Annotated in this window: 9 protein-coding genes; 3 read left to right on the top strand and 6 right to left on the bottom strand. The window is 57.4% G+C overall.

What is annotated here, in order from left to right:
• Positions 1-387: 387 nt before the first annotated feature.
• Together LAP85_27485 and LAP85_27480 are read right to left on the bottom strand one after the other, a co-directional pair.
• Positions 388-1,488 (bottom strand): tetratricopeptide repeat protein, encoded by a 1,101-nt coding sequence (locus tag LAP85_27485; protein ID MBZ5500155.1) that lies wholly within the window; start codon positions 1,486-1,488, stop codon positions 388-390.
• Positions 1,380-2,306 carry a DUF1570 domain-containing protein gene (locus tag LAP85_27480; GenBank protein MBZ5500154.1) on the bottom strand — a complete coding sequence of 309 codons (927 nt, stop codon included), beginning with the start codon at positions 2,304-2,306 and terminating at the stop codon, positions 1,380-1,382. Before LAP85_27480 ends, LAP85_27485 begins: the two co-directional genes overlap by 109 nt.
• Before the next feature lie 745 nt (positions 2,307-3,051).
• Here LAP85_27480 and LAP85_27475 point away from each other — a divergent pair.
• Complete coding sequence (locus tag LAP85_27475; protein ID MBZ5500153.1) at positions 3,052-3,366, top strand: hypothetical protein; 315 nt, start codon at positions 3,052-3,054, stop codon at positions 3,364-3,366.
• A gap of 617 nt (positions 3,367-3,983) precedes the next feature.
• Positions 3,984-7,931: a carboxypeptidase regulatory-like domain-containing protein gene (locus tag LAP85_27470; GenBank protein ID MBZ5500152.1), complete on the top strand. Its 3,948-nt coding sequence runs from the start codon at positions 3,984-3,986 to the stop codon at positions 7,929-7,931.
• Between the two features lie 177 nt (positions 7,932-8,108).
• Here the strand turns inward: LAP85_27470 and LAP85_27465 are convergent, their stop codons facing one another.
• Positions 8,109-8,543, bottom strand: a complete 435-nt coding sequence (locus LAP85_27465) for a hypothetical protein (protein MBZ5500151.1) — start codon at positions 8,541-8,543, stop codon at positions 8,109-8,111.
• A 619-nt stretch (positions 8,544-9,162) separates the two neighbouring features.
• Between LAP85_27465 and LAP85_27460 the strand changes: the two genes are divergently transcribed.
• A complete protein-coding gene (locus LAP85_27460) occupies positions 9,163-9,762 on the top strand; it encodes a peptidylprolyl isomerase (protein MBZ5500150.1) in 600 nt (199 codons plus the stop codon).
• Positions 9,763-9,851: 89 nt separating this feature from the next.
• Here the strand turns inward: LAP85_27460 and LAP85_27455 are convergent, their stop codons facing one another.
• From LAP85_27455 to LAP85_27445, 3 genes are all read right to left on the bottom strand, one after another.
• A complete protein-coding gene (locus LAP85_27455; protein MBZ5500149.1) occupies positions 9,852-13,748 on the bottom strand; it encodes a carboxypeptidase regulatory-like domain-containing protein in 3,897 nt (1,298 codons plus the stop codon).
• A 648-nt stretch (positions 13,749-14,396) separates the two neighbouring features.
• Entirely contained in the window at positions 14,397-15,842 is a 1,446-nt protein-coding gene (locus LAP85_27450) for a tryptophanase (GenBank protein MBZ5500148.1), read from the bottom strand.
• Positions 15,843-16,565: 723 nt separating this feature from the next.
• The coding region (locus LAP85_27445) for a hypothetical protein (protein ID MBZ5500147.1) at positions 16,566-16,875 on the bottom strand (310 nt) is incomplete at its 5' end.

The following is a 16,875-nucleotide window of genomic DNA, read 5'->3' as shown; positions in this document are numbered from 1 at the left end:
AACTCACAGTCCACACCGCGAGTGACGCAAAATTACATTCTGCAATCTGACATGTTCGACTGACTGGCGGATCGCTGCATAAGGCAGCTCCAGGGCGACAATATGCCTTCAAACCGCAATTCTCGGACGGACTCCTAGGGTCGCACTCTATTTCCTTAATTAAGCGCCATTCGGAACACAATACTTATCTCTGCGCGATCAACGGATTGCAGAAAGCCGCGATCCTGCCGTTCAAACTGGACTGTATCAACCGCTACTCCTTGAATAAGGTCGATCGCTCAAGAAAAGGCCGACACTTGAGTGGGCAGGTGACATCATCTGCCTTTGACACTAAAATAATGGGCCTCCGTAGACCTGGGGCCATTTTTCGAGGCCTTTTTCAGAACCTCAGGTTCCTGCATTCCTGCTGGGAGCTTCTCTCATGCGCCAGGGGCCATATTTCTCGATCCAAATCGCATTAATCCAGCCGACAAACTGCTGTTGCAGTGCAGTGAAGTATTCGATTTGTACTTTTTTCCCTTGAAGTTCCGAACATGGCTGAAAGTTGTTTTTGCCTGCGCTATCTACCGCCCAATACTGCACCTGGTAGTGGTTACGCGCGCGCAACTTGATTCCATTGCCTTCGACATCGAGCACCACATCCATGATCGCGGGATCACTGCATTTCACCGACCGGACCACGCCGGAGATTTTGAACTTCGGGCCTGTTTTTATTGGTGGCAACGCGCTTGCGGCCACTGCGGGCACCTCCTCCTTGGGGCGTGGGGGAGGCGCCACCGTCTTACTGAGCCGCCTTTTCTGTTCCTCGGCCCATTGTTGCATTTCGAGGAGGAGCTTCTGGCGCGATCGTACCGAGGCGAGAAATGAATTGACGAGCGATTTGTCGTTCTCGGCACGGGCAATTGCCACCAGGTGTTGGCCCAGGCTGTTCGCCTCATCCAGCTTTTCCATTGCCAGGAGGATGTTGCCGATGAGAATCTGGTGAGTGATCACCGCCGGTTCGATCGCGGCGAGGCGTCTTGCCAGTTCGAGCGCCTCCGGGCGTTTCTCCTCCCGGAGCACCAGGATCCGCGAGAGCATGTCGAGGCCGGGCACGTATTGCGGGTCGATCTGTATCGCCTTGCGCGGATAGCCTTCCGCTCGCCCCAATCCTTCGGCGTTTCCCTGCTCGTACGCAAACTGTGCGGCGTAATAATGTGCCATACAACTCGTGGAGCCGAGATCGGCCGCGGCCGAGAAATATTTGGCGGCCTGCGCCCGATCCTTCCCGCGTAAACTCACCATGCCCATGGCCTCGTGAGCGGTCACGTTGCGCGGATCCAATTGAAGTGCCTGCTCGATCGCGGCCTTCGCTTCATCGTTCTGTCCCATGTGCGCCATCAGGTCCCCTTTTGCCGCAAGATATTCCGCATGCTCAAGGGTTCGGGTGGAGTATTGGGCTTCCTGGGCCTTGAGGCCGGTAGCCACCCGGTAGTAGTAGAAGCCCATGGACGTACATATTGGTCAAGCTTCTGCTGCAGGACTTTAAGATCGCCAAAGGCGCGTTCCGCGGCCTGGGATTCCGGCACATTCGAGAGAATCTGGTCAAGATACTGGATCAGTTGTCCGGTATGAGCTCGTTTGTCCCCGAGCATCAGGTAATGGGTGAGAGCCCAGGATTGCGCATAAAATAATCCGCTCTTATTCTCCTGGCGATAGTAAGGCGAGTCGTGATCCGCCGCCATCATGACATCCAGCGGCATCAACTGCCCTTTTTGCAGAGTCTCGATCTGCTGCGGACTCGGCCGGCCGATCCCCGATTCCGAATCAGAGAGGGTCGCCTGGCCGAAAAAATCCGCAAATCCCTCGGAGAGCCAGACCGGCAGCGTGCGGAAATTCAGTCTCATGACCATGTGAACATATTCATGATAGATGACGTGATAGCCCTGCTCCGACGGCAGGTCGAGGCGCAGCAGGACGAAGTTCTTTTCTTGCCCCGCCTGAAATATACCTGCCGGCTGCGTCATGCCTTTTTTCAGGAACTCACGCGGCAGAAGCGCCTTGAAACTGGCCTCATCGCGCGCCGCGAAGACTCGCAGCGTCATTCCGGGATCGATCCGCAACTTGGGCAGAGACACATGGATGACATTGCGAAATTGCTCCAATCGATCCGCCGCCCGGCGGGCTTGTTTGGCGGGTGCGTTGCTCATCACGATAAAGTTTGGAGAACGGATCTCGACCCAAACTTCCGCGCCGGCGCCATGAGCCGCACGACCCGTCATGATGCACAATCCCAGGATCGCCCATAAGAGATTCCTATGTTTCATAGGTCCTCGCATCCACGATTCCATCGGAAGTACTTTAATATCATCATAAGCTCGGGTGTCGCCCCAGGCGACGTGCAACACCCATCTCAGCCTTCAATCTTGAAGACGGGATTTCCACCGAGGTAGGGACAATGAAATGAATGTGAATGATCCTGCTTGTGTTCCCTCCAAGATATGGCTCAACCTTGATTGGGCAAGATAGACCCAGTATATATCAATTAATTGAGATTATCGATTCGATTAAAGGCATCGTTTTGACACCGGAATACTCCAGCAACCTCTGCGATATTTATTGCCGGTCAACCGAGTGGTAGGAAGAATGAGCTGTCATTTCGGGTCTGGACTCGCTGCCTCCAGCTTCCGAATAAGAGGCAATCTGTCAACTTGCGCCGTCTCTTCGGAGCTGAAAATGCGGCCATGATTGAAAACCACGCTGCCGGATAGAGGGTCTCGGCACTCCAGTAACAAACAGACAGCGAGGATTTCAAGGCCAGGTTTGTAGCGGGAACAGGAGAACACGTTGAAGCAGGTAAGGGAGCCAACGAAAAATGGCAACATGGGCCCAGATCTATCGTGCAGAGGTGCCACCCGGCGCCCGCATTAGCTGCGTGAATTTGCATCTTTACGGAGATTTGGCGACACACACCCGCGCGCGGGAAAACCACATTCCAAGACAACCCCAAAACGCTTTCTGCCCGATCTTTTCTGTATTGGACTGATTTCATTTCCTGGAAGGGAGGCCAATATGGCAAGGAAGAAGACCGCTCCTGCGGTTGTGGGCGAAGGTCCGCGCGTCGGGCGGCGTGCTCTCTCCACTCATAAGCGGCGGAGTTCCTGGTTCCAGGCGCGAGCGGCCTGGCCCATCCGCGAGGCTTCGGTCGAAGAGTTGGTGCGCGAGCGCAAACGCATGCCGCGTCCCGTTCCCCCTGCGGCGCCGACACCTCAGGCGCAGTGGCAGTGCGTGGGGCCCACCAACATCGGCGGCCGCGTTACGTCCATCATCGCCCACCCGGCCGATCCGAACCGGATTTGGGTAGGCGCCGCCGGCGGCGGTGTCTAGAAGAGTGAAGATGCCGGAAAAACCTGGACGTGCCTTTGGCACAGCCAGGACGTGTTGAATGTCGGTTCGCTGGCGATGGATCCTACCGACCCGAACATCCTCTATTGCGGCACCGGCGAGGAGAATCTCTCCGCGGATTCCTATCCTGGAGTCGGCATTTGCAGAAGCGCCGATGCCGGAAAGACCTGGCAGTTGCACGCGCCGGTGTCCAAGACGGGCATTCCCTGTCGCATCGGTGTCATAACCATCGACCCATTCGACCGCAGCCACATCCTCATCGGTGGCGTTGCCCACAGTGAAACTGATCCCGCAGGAAGACGAACTGAATCTCCTTCGGTCGCGTTCTCCTCCGTACCCCCACATTTTTGTGTCGATACGATTAGAATTGTCTTATACTGCCTCAAATTCAGTTAGCTTGGAGTATAGCTTGTTCTGGGACTGACACATCGGCTTGGACTTGCAAAGGTGCGGCCCTCAGGGGTCTGTCGCTGTTCTGTCCGCTCATCCAGTTCTCGGCTGCCGTGCTTAGATTGGAGGCACAGAAGCAGCACGCGCCCGCGTGTCCGGTCGTTCTGCATCGACACAACGAGTTGCGTATCCCACGGAGGTAGTCTGGTATGAGAGAAATTCCGTTCAGAACAGTTTTTCTGCTGATCTTCCTTGCCTTTGCCTGCCTGCCGAATTTGGCGCAGGTCACTTCGACATCCTCCCTCTCCGGGTTGGTCATCGACCCAACCGGTGCGGTTGTCCCAGGTGCCGACATTACCGTCAAGAACGAAGGGACCGGCGCCGAGTTCAAGACCGTGAGCGCGGAAAACGGCACGTTTTCCGTGCCCGCACTCAATGCCGGCACCTACTCGGTCACCGTAAACCGATCGGGATTCAAACAGGCGGTAGTCAAGACCGTGAATTTGAATGTCGGAACTCCGGCCTCGGTCAAGATTACCCTGGAGCTCGGCTCACAGAACGAAACCGTCGTCGTGCTGGGCGCCGGCGAGGTGCTGCAGACCCAGTCGGCCAATGTCAGCACCACGATTATCGGCCGCCAGATCCTCGAGCTGCCCTTTACCTCACGCAACGCGACTGATCTGCTTCTCAACCTGCCGGGGACCACCACTCCGGGCCGCCCGCGCACCTCCACGTTCAACGGGCTGCCGCAGGCCGCGATCAATATGACCCTGGACGGGCTCAACATCCAGGACAACGCTGCGAAGAATGGCGACGGATTCTACACAAATCTCTACCCCCGGGTCGATGCAGTTGAGGAGGTAACGCTGTCGACTGCGACGCCGGGTGCAGAAAGTGCCGGCGAAGGCGCCGTACAGATCAAGATGGTTACTCGCCAAGGATCCAACGATTACCATGGCAGCCTTTACGAGTATCACCGGAATCCGGTGCTCAACGCCAACTACTGGTTCAACAATCGTGACATGCGTCCCGGGCTGAATGACGATCCCAGGACCTTCAAGGCCCCGCGCGACCGGGTGTTGCTGAACATGTACGGCTTTCGTGTCGGCGGACCCATATGGCTTCCAAAGAAGATCTTCGGCCCGCTCAGCTTCGACGGCCACGACAAAGCCTTTTTCTTCGCCAACTACGAGGAATTCCGTCTTCCCAACCAGGTTTCGCAGACGCGCAACATCCTGCATCCGCTGACCCAGCAAGGGATCTTTCAATATCTGGTGTCCAGCGGCGGTTCCAAGTCGATCCGGCAGGTTGACCTGATGGCGCTGGCGGCCAATGCGGGGCGGCCCTCGACCATCGACCCGACCCTTGCGAAACTGCTGGCCGACATCCGCAGCGCGACCGCAACCACCGGCAGCGTGGAGGTGGTGACGGATCCGAACAAGATCGCGGATCCGAATATCCAGCGCTATACCTATACTCCAAGCGGAGCGGAAGTCCGGCAGTTCCCTACGCTGCGCCTGGACTTCAACCTGTCGAACAAACATCACATTGAGGACATTTATATTCCCCAGAAGCACCACACCTTTGTGGACTTCCTCAACAACGGCGCCCCGGCTTTCCCGGGCTTCCCGAGTCACGGCAGCCAGATCTCAACGCGATTCTCGAATACGATTGCGCTGCGCTCGACTCTGAAGCCGACCCTGGTCAACGAAGCCAGGTTCGGATTTTCCGGCGGCACCGTCGTGTTCAATGGTGACAGTTCTCCGGCGATCTACACCGGGCCGGTCGCCAATCAGGGAGGATTCAATCTCTCCATCAGCGGCGCGGATGGGATCACCAATGCAACGGTCAGTCCCAACCCGAGCCGCCGCAACACGCCGATCCAGCAGTTCAACGATACGTTAAGCTGGACGCGCGGAACGCACACCTTCAACGTGGGCGGGAGCCTCTCCAACATAACGAATTTCAGCTCAAACAGCACCATGGCCCCGACCATCACCTTCGGCGTGGATACCACGGACCCGGCATCCAGTCTTTTCACGACAGCAAACTTCCCCGGCGCTGCTTCCGCAGACACCTCAAAGGCTCAAGGGATCTATGCGGTGCTCGTCGGAAGCATTACCCAGATCGGAGCCAACGCCTTACTCGACGAACAGACCAACAAGTATGTCTATCTGGGCAACAACACCCAACGCTGCCAGATGCGGGAGTGGGGTTTCTTCGCCCAGGATTCCTGGCGGACGACCTCGCACCTGACGCTCAGCTACGGTCTGCGCTGGGAAATACAGAATCCAGTGACCTCGCAGAACGACAGCCTGTCGACCGCCACGCTGGCGGACATCTACGGCATCTCGGGACCGGGGAACATTTTCAAGCCCGGCACGCTTGCCGGCCGCGACACCCAATTCATCCAGTTCAGGCAGGGGGATCAACCCTACGGTACGCTCTGGCGCAATTTCGCTCCAAGCATGGGAGTCGCCTGGAGTCCGAAATCGGACGCTAAAATCGTCAAGTGGATCTTCGGCAGCTCGGGACAGAGCGTGTTCCGCGCCGGCTACTCGATGTCTTTCAATCGCGACGGGATCACCACGTTGTTCGGCACCGTCTCCGGAAATCCCGGTCCGAGCATCACCGCATCCCGCAACATGACTCTCGGCAACCTGGTCACGAATGTCGGCAGCGACAAGCTGCCCGTCCTCCTGAGCCAGCGCGACCGGCTCAACGCTCCCAGCTTCGTCAGCGCCCCAACCTACCCATTTACCGGAGCCCTGACCAACGGTGTCTCGGTCTATGATCCGAACTACAGGATGCCGTATGTCATGTCCTGGAATGTCGGTTTCCAGCGCGAGCTCACCCGCGATATGGTCGTCGAAGTCCGTTATGTCGCAACCCGCGGCCTTGCCATGCGCTCATCGACCAATGTCAATGAAGTAAACATCATTGAGAACGGTTTTCTGAATGAATTCAAGCTGGCCATGGCCAACCTGCAGGCGAACATCGCGGGGGGTAAGGGGAACACGTTTGCTTACACCGGCGTGACCGGCACGTCGCCGCTGCCGGCCATACTCGGATATTTCAGCGGGCTCACCGGCGCCGATGTCAACAATCCGGCGAAGTACACCTCCAGCCTTTTCACCAACAGTACGTTTGTGAACCCGTTGGCTGCAGCTAACCCGGCGCCTTATACGTTTGCCAACAATCTTTACAACAACTCCACGCGCGCAGCCAACGCGCTCACGGCCGGACTGGCCCGGAACTTCTTCCTGACCAATCCTGGCCTGCAGGGCGGCGCATCGTACGTGGGCAACGGCGGCCATTCTTACTATGATGCCGGGGTCGTGGAACTGCGTCGCCGGTTGTCCCACGGATTGCTGGTGCAGAGCAGCTATACCTTGGCCCGGGGCTACCAGCTCAACTCACCTTCGTTGCGGGCGCAGTGGTACAAGACTCCGAATTCGCTCGTCCTCACCCACGCCTTCAAGACCGACTGGATCTGGGACTTCCCCGTTGGCCACGGCCGAAGGTTCTTGAACACCAGCGGTTTTGTCAACACCCTGCTTGGCAATTGGTCGTACCAAGGCACCGCCCGGCTTCAGACCGGCGCTCCCTTCAGCGTCAGTATCTCGAACACCACTAGCGTCAAGCTCGTGGGCATAACTCGACGCGAGCTCCAGCAGGCGGTCAAGATGCGCTTCGACGCTCCGGGTGGAATTGCCTACTACCTGCCCCAGGACCTCGTCGACAACACAATTCTGGCGTTCAACACGAGCGCAACCAGCTCCACCGGTTACAGCACTCGGGGCGTTCCCCAGGGCCGTTACCTCGCTCCCGCCGGGAGCGCGAACTGTGTCGAAGTCTCCGCGGGGCAGTGCGGCTTCCCAAATCTTGTTCTCTACGGTCCGGGATTCGTCCGATTTGATATGAGCCTGATCAAGAAAATCAGGTTTAACGAGAGAGCCGGCTTCGAATTTCGTGCCGAGTTCCTGAATGCTTTCAACAATATCAACTTCATGGTCGGAAGCCCGAACAACGCCTCAACGGGCATCGGTGTTGGCGGCGACACGTTCGGACGAGTGACGAACGCATACCGGGACATTTCGACCACTAATGATCCTGGCGGACGGCTGATCCAGTTCGTCGTGCGCATCAACTTCTAGACATGTCCCTTCAGCTTTGAGTCTTTGTGCCTTTGTGGCTGCAATTCCCAGCCACACGGGCACAGAGACTCGAAGCACCTTCAAGCAGCGCGCCAGCTGGGCCGTAGGGGTGCTGAGATAAAAGCCATCGTCGAGAAGAAGATCTCTGTGAACATCCGGGTCATTGCATCCGGCGCGCTAACGGGCGAATTTGAAGATGCGCTTCCTGCGTTCCAACCAGTCGTCCGTCGGGTAGATCCGTGAAGCGACATCCACCATGCGCGGCATGAGTTCGAAGATGTCGACCTGGGTCCACTTTGTCCCTGCACGAGTGCGGAATCCGCGGTTGTTCACGCACTCGGCCACCTCCGAGAAAGATTTGTCGGCCACGATCATCTCGAGCATCAGAACGAGTGCTTCTCTCTCTTCCGCGTTCTCGACCAGGTGCAGGCAATCACCAGCCACTTTCATTCCATACGGGACCTCTTCAATCCACGGACCTTCCGTGCCTGCCGTTCCGGCATCGCGTTCCCATTCTGCGGCAATCAGATTCCAGCCCTCCCGGGTCTTGGCATCCCAGTATTCCGTACTCGGCGGAGCATGAAACACATCTCGCATGCGGTCTTTTTTCATGATTCCCCCTGGCTTGGGCATAGGCCGCCGGCTGCCCTTGCCGGCGCCGGACGGCGCTCTGCTCCAGTGAAGGCAACCGCCATGCCAGAGTCTGTTGGTCTTGTTCGGCGAGAATAATCCTGGGCACCTTGAAAGCTCTGGCCTTAACATATTCTACAATAATCACTTAGCCAGAGCCCTCGATCATCACTGAACATGCAGCCTCGTCGAAGCCCTGCGATCAACCGTCCGCCCATGGGACGGCATCTGCCCGATAACGAACACTGGGCAAAAGAACCTGGATTCCGCCAATTGCAAAAGATTTCGAGGCTGTGGCGCCTGTCCCCGAAATCTATTTTGCTTATCTGAATGCAGATTAGAGAGACGAGCTCGCAGTAATCTCCCCTGCAGGCAGCGGTGTGGGCGATTGGTTATCCTGCAAAAGCGTTTTGGGGTAGAATCCCCACTGTGATGGCTTTGAACGCCGGGGAGCGGCGGCAGACCGCCCAAGGTAGATATAGCTGCCCATATCGGAAACTGAGTTCCCCGGGATTAACGGTCGCACGCCCGGTTTCGCATGGACCATGGGGCAAGAAGGGCAGCTCATTTCGCCCAGGCACCAGACAAGGAGGCATCAAGCATGCTCAGCAAGAAGAGTTTGATCTTAGCGGCAATCGTGATCTCGTTGCCTATGACAGGAGTGGCCTCGGGACAAGCGACGAAGTCGGATAAAGCAGCGGCCAAAGTCGCAAACCCCGTCGTCTCCTTGGATACCTCGATGGGAACAATCAAAGTCGAGCTTTTTGCAGACAAGGCCCCCATCACCGCGAAAAACTTCATCGCCTACGTCAGTGCAGGCTTCTACAACAACACCATCATTCATCGCGTCGACGCCAACGTGATACAGGGTGGAGGTTATAACGCGGATCTGAGTCCCAGACCAACCTTGCCGCCGATCAAGAACGAGTCGAAGAACGGGCTCAAGAATCTGAAGGGGACACTCTCGATGGCGCGATACGATGATCCGAACAGCGCGACTTCGCAGTTCTTCATCAACCTGAGCAACAATTCCCACCTGGATCCGACTGCCACCGATGCCGGCTATGCCGTATTCGGCAAGGTAATCGAGGGCATGGATGTCGTGGAGAAAATCGCTGCCGTGAAAACCGCGCCCAAGGGCGTGTTCGCGACTTTTCCGGTCCAGACGATCCTTATCAAGTCCGCCAAGGTCATTCAGTAACAATTCGCGGGACAGGCTACTCACCTCCCGAATTCCGAGGCCGGTTGTTCGCTCTTGTTTGACCTGTAGTTCTGTAAGCCAGATGAATGCTAGAAGTTGAAACGGACGACAAGCTGTATCTGGCGTCCCCCCGGGTCCTGAGTCTGGACCAAATCAGTATATGCCGACGTTACCATGCCGCAACTGAGGCTTCCGCCCACGCATGTAGCGCCATAGAAGTTAGCGCGGTTGAAGGCGTTCAGGAATTCCCCGCGCAGCTCGAGGTTCTTGGACTCGGAAAATCTGAGTCTCTTCACAACGCCCAGGTCGAAGCGCATGAACCTGGGGCCTCTGACAAAGATGTTCTGCGGAGCGCAGTCGCCTTCGACAACCTGGATACAACCTCCTGAATTCGCAGGCGCAAAATAGCGCCCAGTGAGAACCCCGCTGTTATAACCCGTCGTGCTGGTGGCGCTCGTGCTGAAAGCCATGTAAGTGTTATTGATGATGTCCTGAGGCACATAATAGACGCGTTTGTTTACGTCATCGAAACGCAGCCCGACGGCGTCTTGAAGCTCGCGCATGGTCATCCCAACGAGCCGGTAATTGCCGAAATCGAGCAGGTTGCCGCTCTGCCAACGGCCGGCGCCGTGGAATTCCCAGCCGCCTATCAAGCTCTCGATCAGCCCGTAAGCCTCCGGGGCAAGTGCTTTTCCTCTGCCGACAGGCATTTCATAGATCCAGTTGACCTTGAAGGCATGCGGCAGCATCGTGCCGAGAGTCTTAACCCACGGCGTACGGAACGAGTACCGATCGCCTGAAAAGCTCTTGGAAAAGGTATAGTTGGCTTGCACCAGCAGATCCCTGGCCATGCGGCGACGCAATTCCACCATCAAACCGTCATAGCGGTCGAAGCCTCCGTTGGTTTCGATCCAGGCGCCGCCGGATGCGACAGCCGGATTCACCACGAAGAGATTGGCAGGCAAGCCAGCGTTCAAGGCATATGTACGACTCATCGAATTGTTCGAGAGGTTTTGCTGATAAGCATACGGATTCGGATTGGTCCTTGCGAGCGTGTTGATGAAGGTGCTGCTGCTGAAGCTGAAGGAAGTGTACTTTGTCGCATCATCGGCCTGTGATTTGGGGATACCGCTCAGGTAGGCAAGCGTAATCGGCAGCGGATTGGTGTTCGTCCCGGGCCCGTAGTACCTGAAATTAGCTCCGCGTCCCGCCGCCATGTTGGCCTGGAAATTTGCCATCGCGTTCTTGAACTCATCGAGGAAGCCGTTCTCGATGATGTTCACCTCATTGAGGTTGATCGCAGTCCAGGGTTGGAGGTTACGTGTTGCCACGTAACGCAGTTCGACCGCCGTATTCCTGGTCAGTTCCCGTTGAATGCCGAACATCCAGGACTGAACGTAGGGCATGCGCAGGTTCGGGTCAAAGACGTTGATCGAATCATAGAAGGAGGGCGCAAGCGGGTACGCCGGCGATTCGGGAATTGAGGGCGGGCCGAGACGGCTTTTTTCACGGAACAGAACCGGATAGCTTCCTGTCTCGCTGGTGCCGGCGAGGTTCCCGGAAGCAACGCCGCGCATGGCGTTGACCGTGGCCCCTGGATTGCCGCTGAAAACGGAGGAGTAGTCGGACATGCCGTAGCGGTAGCTGGAAATCGCATAGCCCCCGCGGAACACTGACTGGCCGGCGCTGCCGAGGAGGCGATGGAACACGCCGCCGTGAACAGAAGGGCTCCAGGCAAAGCCGAAGCTGGGGGCCAGCACCTTGTAATCAGTCCCGTAAGCCGGGCCGCCGGCCTGGTATTGAACGAATTGCGGGGCCGCGCCGGTGATCGTGCCCGGCTTGAAGAGATTGCCTGTCCCGGATACCCCCCAGAGATCCGCGATCGTGGCGGTCGAATACATGTTGTTGAGAGCGGCAAACGGCCACTGAACCTCCCAGCGCAGGCCGATGTTGAGTGTGAGTCCGGGCCGCAGGCGCCAGGAATCCGACACGAACATGCCTGCTTCGCGCTGCCGGGCGCGCTCGACGTGCGGCCCGTTATACTCGTACCGGTTGGTGTTTTCATTCAGGAAGCCGACACCGCTGATACCAGTTACGCGTCCGGTCAAGACCGCGTACATATCGCGCGCCTTGCTGATCGTCGATGACGATGCTCCCGGGAAGTTCATCATGCCGTTGGTTGCACTGAACATGAAGGCCGCCGGATCGGGGGCGCTGTCCAAACCAAAACTGATGGCCGGCGCCACGAACTGGTCCCAGGTCCACATGCTCACATTTGTGAAGGAACCGCCGAAACTGAAGCCGTGGGATCCATGCGTCCAGTTCAGAGTATCTTCGATCGTCTGAACCGGCGAATTGCGGCGGCCAGCGGTTCGGATGACGTAGGCGTTGCTGATGCCTGCTGTGCTGAGGTTCAAGGCAAAGCCGTCCTGGTTGCCGACAGGTCCGCCTAAGGTCCCGGCATCCACGTTGGCATCTATCAGCGTGGTTCCCCCGCTGAGGCCGCCGCGCAACTCATTGACGAGCCTTGTGCTCAATGTGGAACGCAGCACCACGGATCCGGTGAAGTTGTTCGATCCCTGTGTGCCGAAATTCGGGAATCCCGGGTAGGCGGGGTCCAGGCCGTTACGCATATCCACGCCGGGAACGTGCTGCGAGAAGTTCCAGCTTCCCTCCAGGCGGTGCCTGCTCGTCAGGTTGAAGTCAAGACGGGCAGTAGGGAATCGCCACAACTCCAGGCCTCTGTTTGTGAACATGAACGATTGATAATTGGGATCCATCTGCGCCTTTACGCTGCCGGCGGCAGTCGAATGACGAATGTCGGCGAGCAATTTCTGGATGGTCGGGTCCATGGTGGCCGTCTGTCCGTTGGAGCTTGCCAGTCGCAGCAAGTCCACTTGGCGGGTGCTTAGAGAGGCAGAATACTGGAAGATGCCCTGTTCCGCCAATGGGCTGAAAATCGTGTTGTAACGCGTCCGCTCGGAAGGTTGGCGGAACTCCTCGTAGTTTACGAAGAAGAAAGCGCGGTCCCGGCCGTCGAATCCCAGTGGGCCGAAGAGCGCCTTTGGCAACGTAATAGGGCCGCCCGCGCGGCCGCCGAACTGGTTGAGCAGCAACCGGGCATTCGGAGCTTTCCAGTCAGGCGTCCAGGTGACGCCTGCGGGAGGCGTCAGGTCGCGGTTGTTGAACCAATAGTTCGCATTGAGGGCAGAGTTGCGGTGATACTCGTACAGGCTGCCATGGAAAGTGCTGCTGCCTGAGCGGGTGATGAACCTGACCTGAACTGCGCCCTGGCCGGCACTCCCGGCTCCCGGAGCAGCGAGCGAAACGACGACCTCTCCGACTGCGTCCAGGCGCGGATTAATGGCGCTGAAGAAGCCGTCGCCTGATTTGCTGTAGTTATCCTGGCTATTGATGCCGTCGATTGTGATGTTGATCGCGGCGGACGGCAGGCCCGTAAAGGTCGAGACGCGCGGTCCAGCTGTCGTATTGACACCCGGCAGCAGAACGAGGAGGTCGGTTGTATTGCGGCTCGCCAGCGGCAGGCCGGAGATCTGGCCGGCTGTCATCGTTTCCGTAACATCAGCTGATTGCGCCTGAACCACTCCGGCTCCGGCATCCACAATGACGCTCTCGCCGGCGCTCCCTGCCTCCAGGATAATGCGGAGGGTGGCGGGCACGCCCGCGTCAATCTTGATCGCTTTGACGACCGCCTGTTTGAAGCCCGCTGCGGAGCCGTTGGCGGCATAGGTGCCGGAGGTGAGAGCCGGGATGAAAAAGGTCCCGTTTCGAGCGGCGACGGCCTGGTACTCCGCGCTCGTGCTTTCGTTGATGATCCTGATCTGTGCCCCCGGCACTGCTTTGCCGGCTTGGTCGACAACCGATCCGGAGAGGGAAGGGGCGGTTCCACCCTGCGCGAGGCAGAGTTGCACAGCCGCCGCAACGAGAAGCAAAAATGAGAACAGCCTGATCGCAAAGTTCTTCATCACCATTCCTCGGGATAGAAATAGTCGCATGATGAAACTGAGCTGCTGTCATCCAGTTTCAGCCTACAGCCCGATGGAGCTGCATTTTCAAATGTGAGATTTGGTGTATCACGCACTTCGCGGGGGGAACGCAGTTCGTGAAACCATTATATCGGCATGTCGCGGGCAAATCCTGAGAATGTTATTCACACAGTGGTCAGCCGCTTTATCCAAGACTGCAAGAGGACACCTCTTCTATGCGTAGGCCCATTCAGAGAGGGCGCGCGATTAAAATACGGGACTCTGCATTCTTCACCGAATTCCTGATCTTTGCCTGGGCTGGGATCGACACGCGGCTGTGGATAGTCCTAACAAGCTGCAATTGTGGCAGGAGCCTGTGGAGTGCAAGCGTGGCCAGCGCTAGCTGTGCCGAAGCCCCAGCCCACAATTGCTATGAATGCAACAGCGGCGCGAAGCGTATTAGTATGCGGTAGGGCGAGTATGAGCGAGGGATTATGGACCTTAAGTAAGGATGCACTTTGGGCTCGAGGCCCGGCTACAACGCCGGGCCTGCGCGCGAGGAACAACTCTGTTGACCGTGCCGGGACTCCGGCACCCTGCGGGAAAGCCCTCCCGGCATGGTATATTAAGTGAGTAAGCTCTTTGCCCTCAGCAATTCGCGCCAAAGTTTTCTTTGAAAGCCTCACACAGCTCAAAGCCCCAGTTGTCGAGCGGCTTCAAGCGTCCGAAAAAGAAGCGCAACACCGGTGGCTCCTCGACGAACATCAAACCCTTGACCAGATCCCGGTGCTGGTACAGCCAATTCAAACGGTCAACGATGTACTCGATCTGTGACATCGTGTACACTCTACGGGGAACTGCAAGGCGCGCGAGCTCCAGATCCGAGTACACTTCGTTGCCGTTCTTGTCGCGATCCATGGATATGGTGCCTCTCTCCATGCTTCTCACGCCCGAAGCAAGGTAGATCGCTGCGGCCAGGGCTCCTGCGGGATATTGTGATTGAGGCAGGTGGGGGAGGAATCGCTTGGCATCCAAGTGGCAGGCCAAGCCGCCCGGAGGCGTAACGACCGGGATTTCGTTTTCAATCAACCGCCCCGCGAAGTACTTTACAAACTCCGGCGCACTGCCGGCCACATCGATGTCAGTCATCTCACGAAGTCCGACGGCCATCGCTTCAATCTCTTTGCTCGACATCCCGCCATAAGTCAGGAACCCTTCGTACACCGGGAGCCAGGGCTTCAGCTCTTCAAAATATTTTTTGTTGTTGGTGGCGATGAACCCGCCTCTGACACAGCTGCTCTTTCTGCCGGATAGATAGAAGATATCCACCAGGCTCATCATCTCCCAGAGGATTTCCTGGATCGATTTGTCCTCATATCCCTTTTCTCTCTGCTTGATGAAGTAGGCATTCTCCGAGATCAAGCTGCCGTCGAACAGGAGCGGAATTTCATAGGTCGACGCAATCCGCTTCACTTCGCGCAGATTGGCCAAAGAGAAAGGCTGCCCGCCGAGCAGGTTCGTGGTCGCCTCCATGCGAACGAAAGGGATCTTGTTCGCCCCGTGTTTCGCAATGGTGTCTTTGAACTTCTGCAGATCCAGGTTTCCCTTGAATGGATTGGTACTCTGAGTGTTCAGTGCCTCGTCGGTGAAGATTTCCAGAACCGTGCCGCCTGCCAGCTCAAAGTGGGCTTTGGTGGTGGTGAAGTGATAATTCATCGGGACGATGTCGCCGGGCTTCACAAAGACCTTCGCCAAGAGATGCTCCGCGGCACGACCTTGATGCACCGGGAGAACGCAGTTGAAGCGCAAGACGTCCTTGATGGCATCCGCCAGTTTGTAAAAGCTCTCGCCGCCGGCGTAAGCGTCGTCCGATACCATCATTGCGGCCAGTTGATTGTCACTCATGGCATTGGTCCCGCTGTCGGTGAGCATATCGATGAAGATGTGTTTGGTTCGAAGAGAGAAGGTGTTGTATCCCCCCTCGTCCAGGGCGATGAGCCTTTCTCTGGCTGGCACGAGCCTCGTCTTCTGCACGATGCGCACCTTGTGCATCTCGACGGGGATTTCTTTTCCGTTGGAAAGTTTGACATTCATGTGGAGCCTCCTTGCGGTTGGATTGATTGGGGGCGACGCCAAGTAACCGTTCACTGCCGAGGGGCGCGCATCAGTTGCGCATCCAGGCCGCTCTCTTCGGAGCCCTCTCGGATTTGGTCGCCGTGGCCGGGATCAAAGCGCAGCAGGGGCGGGGTCAAACGCAGTGCAAGAAGCGCCACGACTGCCAAAGTCCAAAAGGAGACGGAGGAGATCGAAACCGATCGCGCTCAACCCCTCTATCCTTCTTGCGAATCTCTTGCGTAAGACAGTGTTACGTTTGCCACAAACCTAGCATTCGCAGTCGGGGGTGTCAACAGCAAGCTGAAGGCATTCAGGGCTCATTCTTGCCGGGAATCAGAGACGCGACTTGGATGGGCTGCCCCGCTTTGGATCGGCGTCGAGTGGATAGTCCGAACAAGCTGCAATTTTCTGATCTGATCTCGGTACGGGGTGCGGCCTAGCTTCGAATAAAGGGCAATCTGGTAAAAACGTGGATAAAAATGTGGACACCCATTATTTCTATACATTTCTGAGCCTCAGCGGCAGGAGCTGAGATTTAGGGTTGAGGAAATGCGCGGTGACAATTGGTGAAACAAATCCGCTGGATCAGACTGGTTGGGCTGTCACTGGCGGGTGTGGAGGACATCGTAGAAACGATGCCGAAATCGGTCGGGCGGCTTAAAGCAGATCTGTAGAGGATCGCACTGCTGGGTGCAAATGGTGTCAGGCCAATTGCAGCGGCGAGGATGCGAAGGCAGCTCGCGCCGTCGCCTCGCCTTGGAGCCAGCGCCTGCCGAGCTGATCTGCGAAATTGCGTAGATTGGAAACCAGGCCGGCGGCGAGACGGAATTTGGATCCGAAGCGGGAGACGGTTTCAAGCCACGCGTCGGGATTGGCACCGATCCGCAGCAGCATCGGCGCAAGATCCGCATCGATGGCTCCCCGTTTATCCGACCGCGTCATCCGCCCCGACTTGTCCACCAGATCGAAATATTCGGCTGGAGTCATCTGCAGAATGCCGCGGCGTCCGGAT

Source organism: Terriglobia bacterium, from assembly GCA_020072565.1.
Lineage (GTDB): Bacteria > Acidobacteriota > UBA6911 > UBA6911 > UBA6911 > JAFNAG01.
Note: the sequence above shows the minus strand (reverse complement) of the source record. Positions and strands in the feature narration are given on the sequence as shown.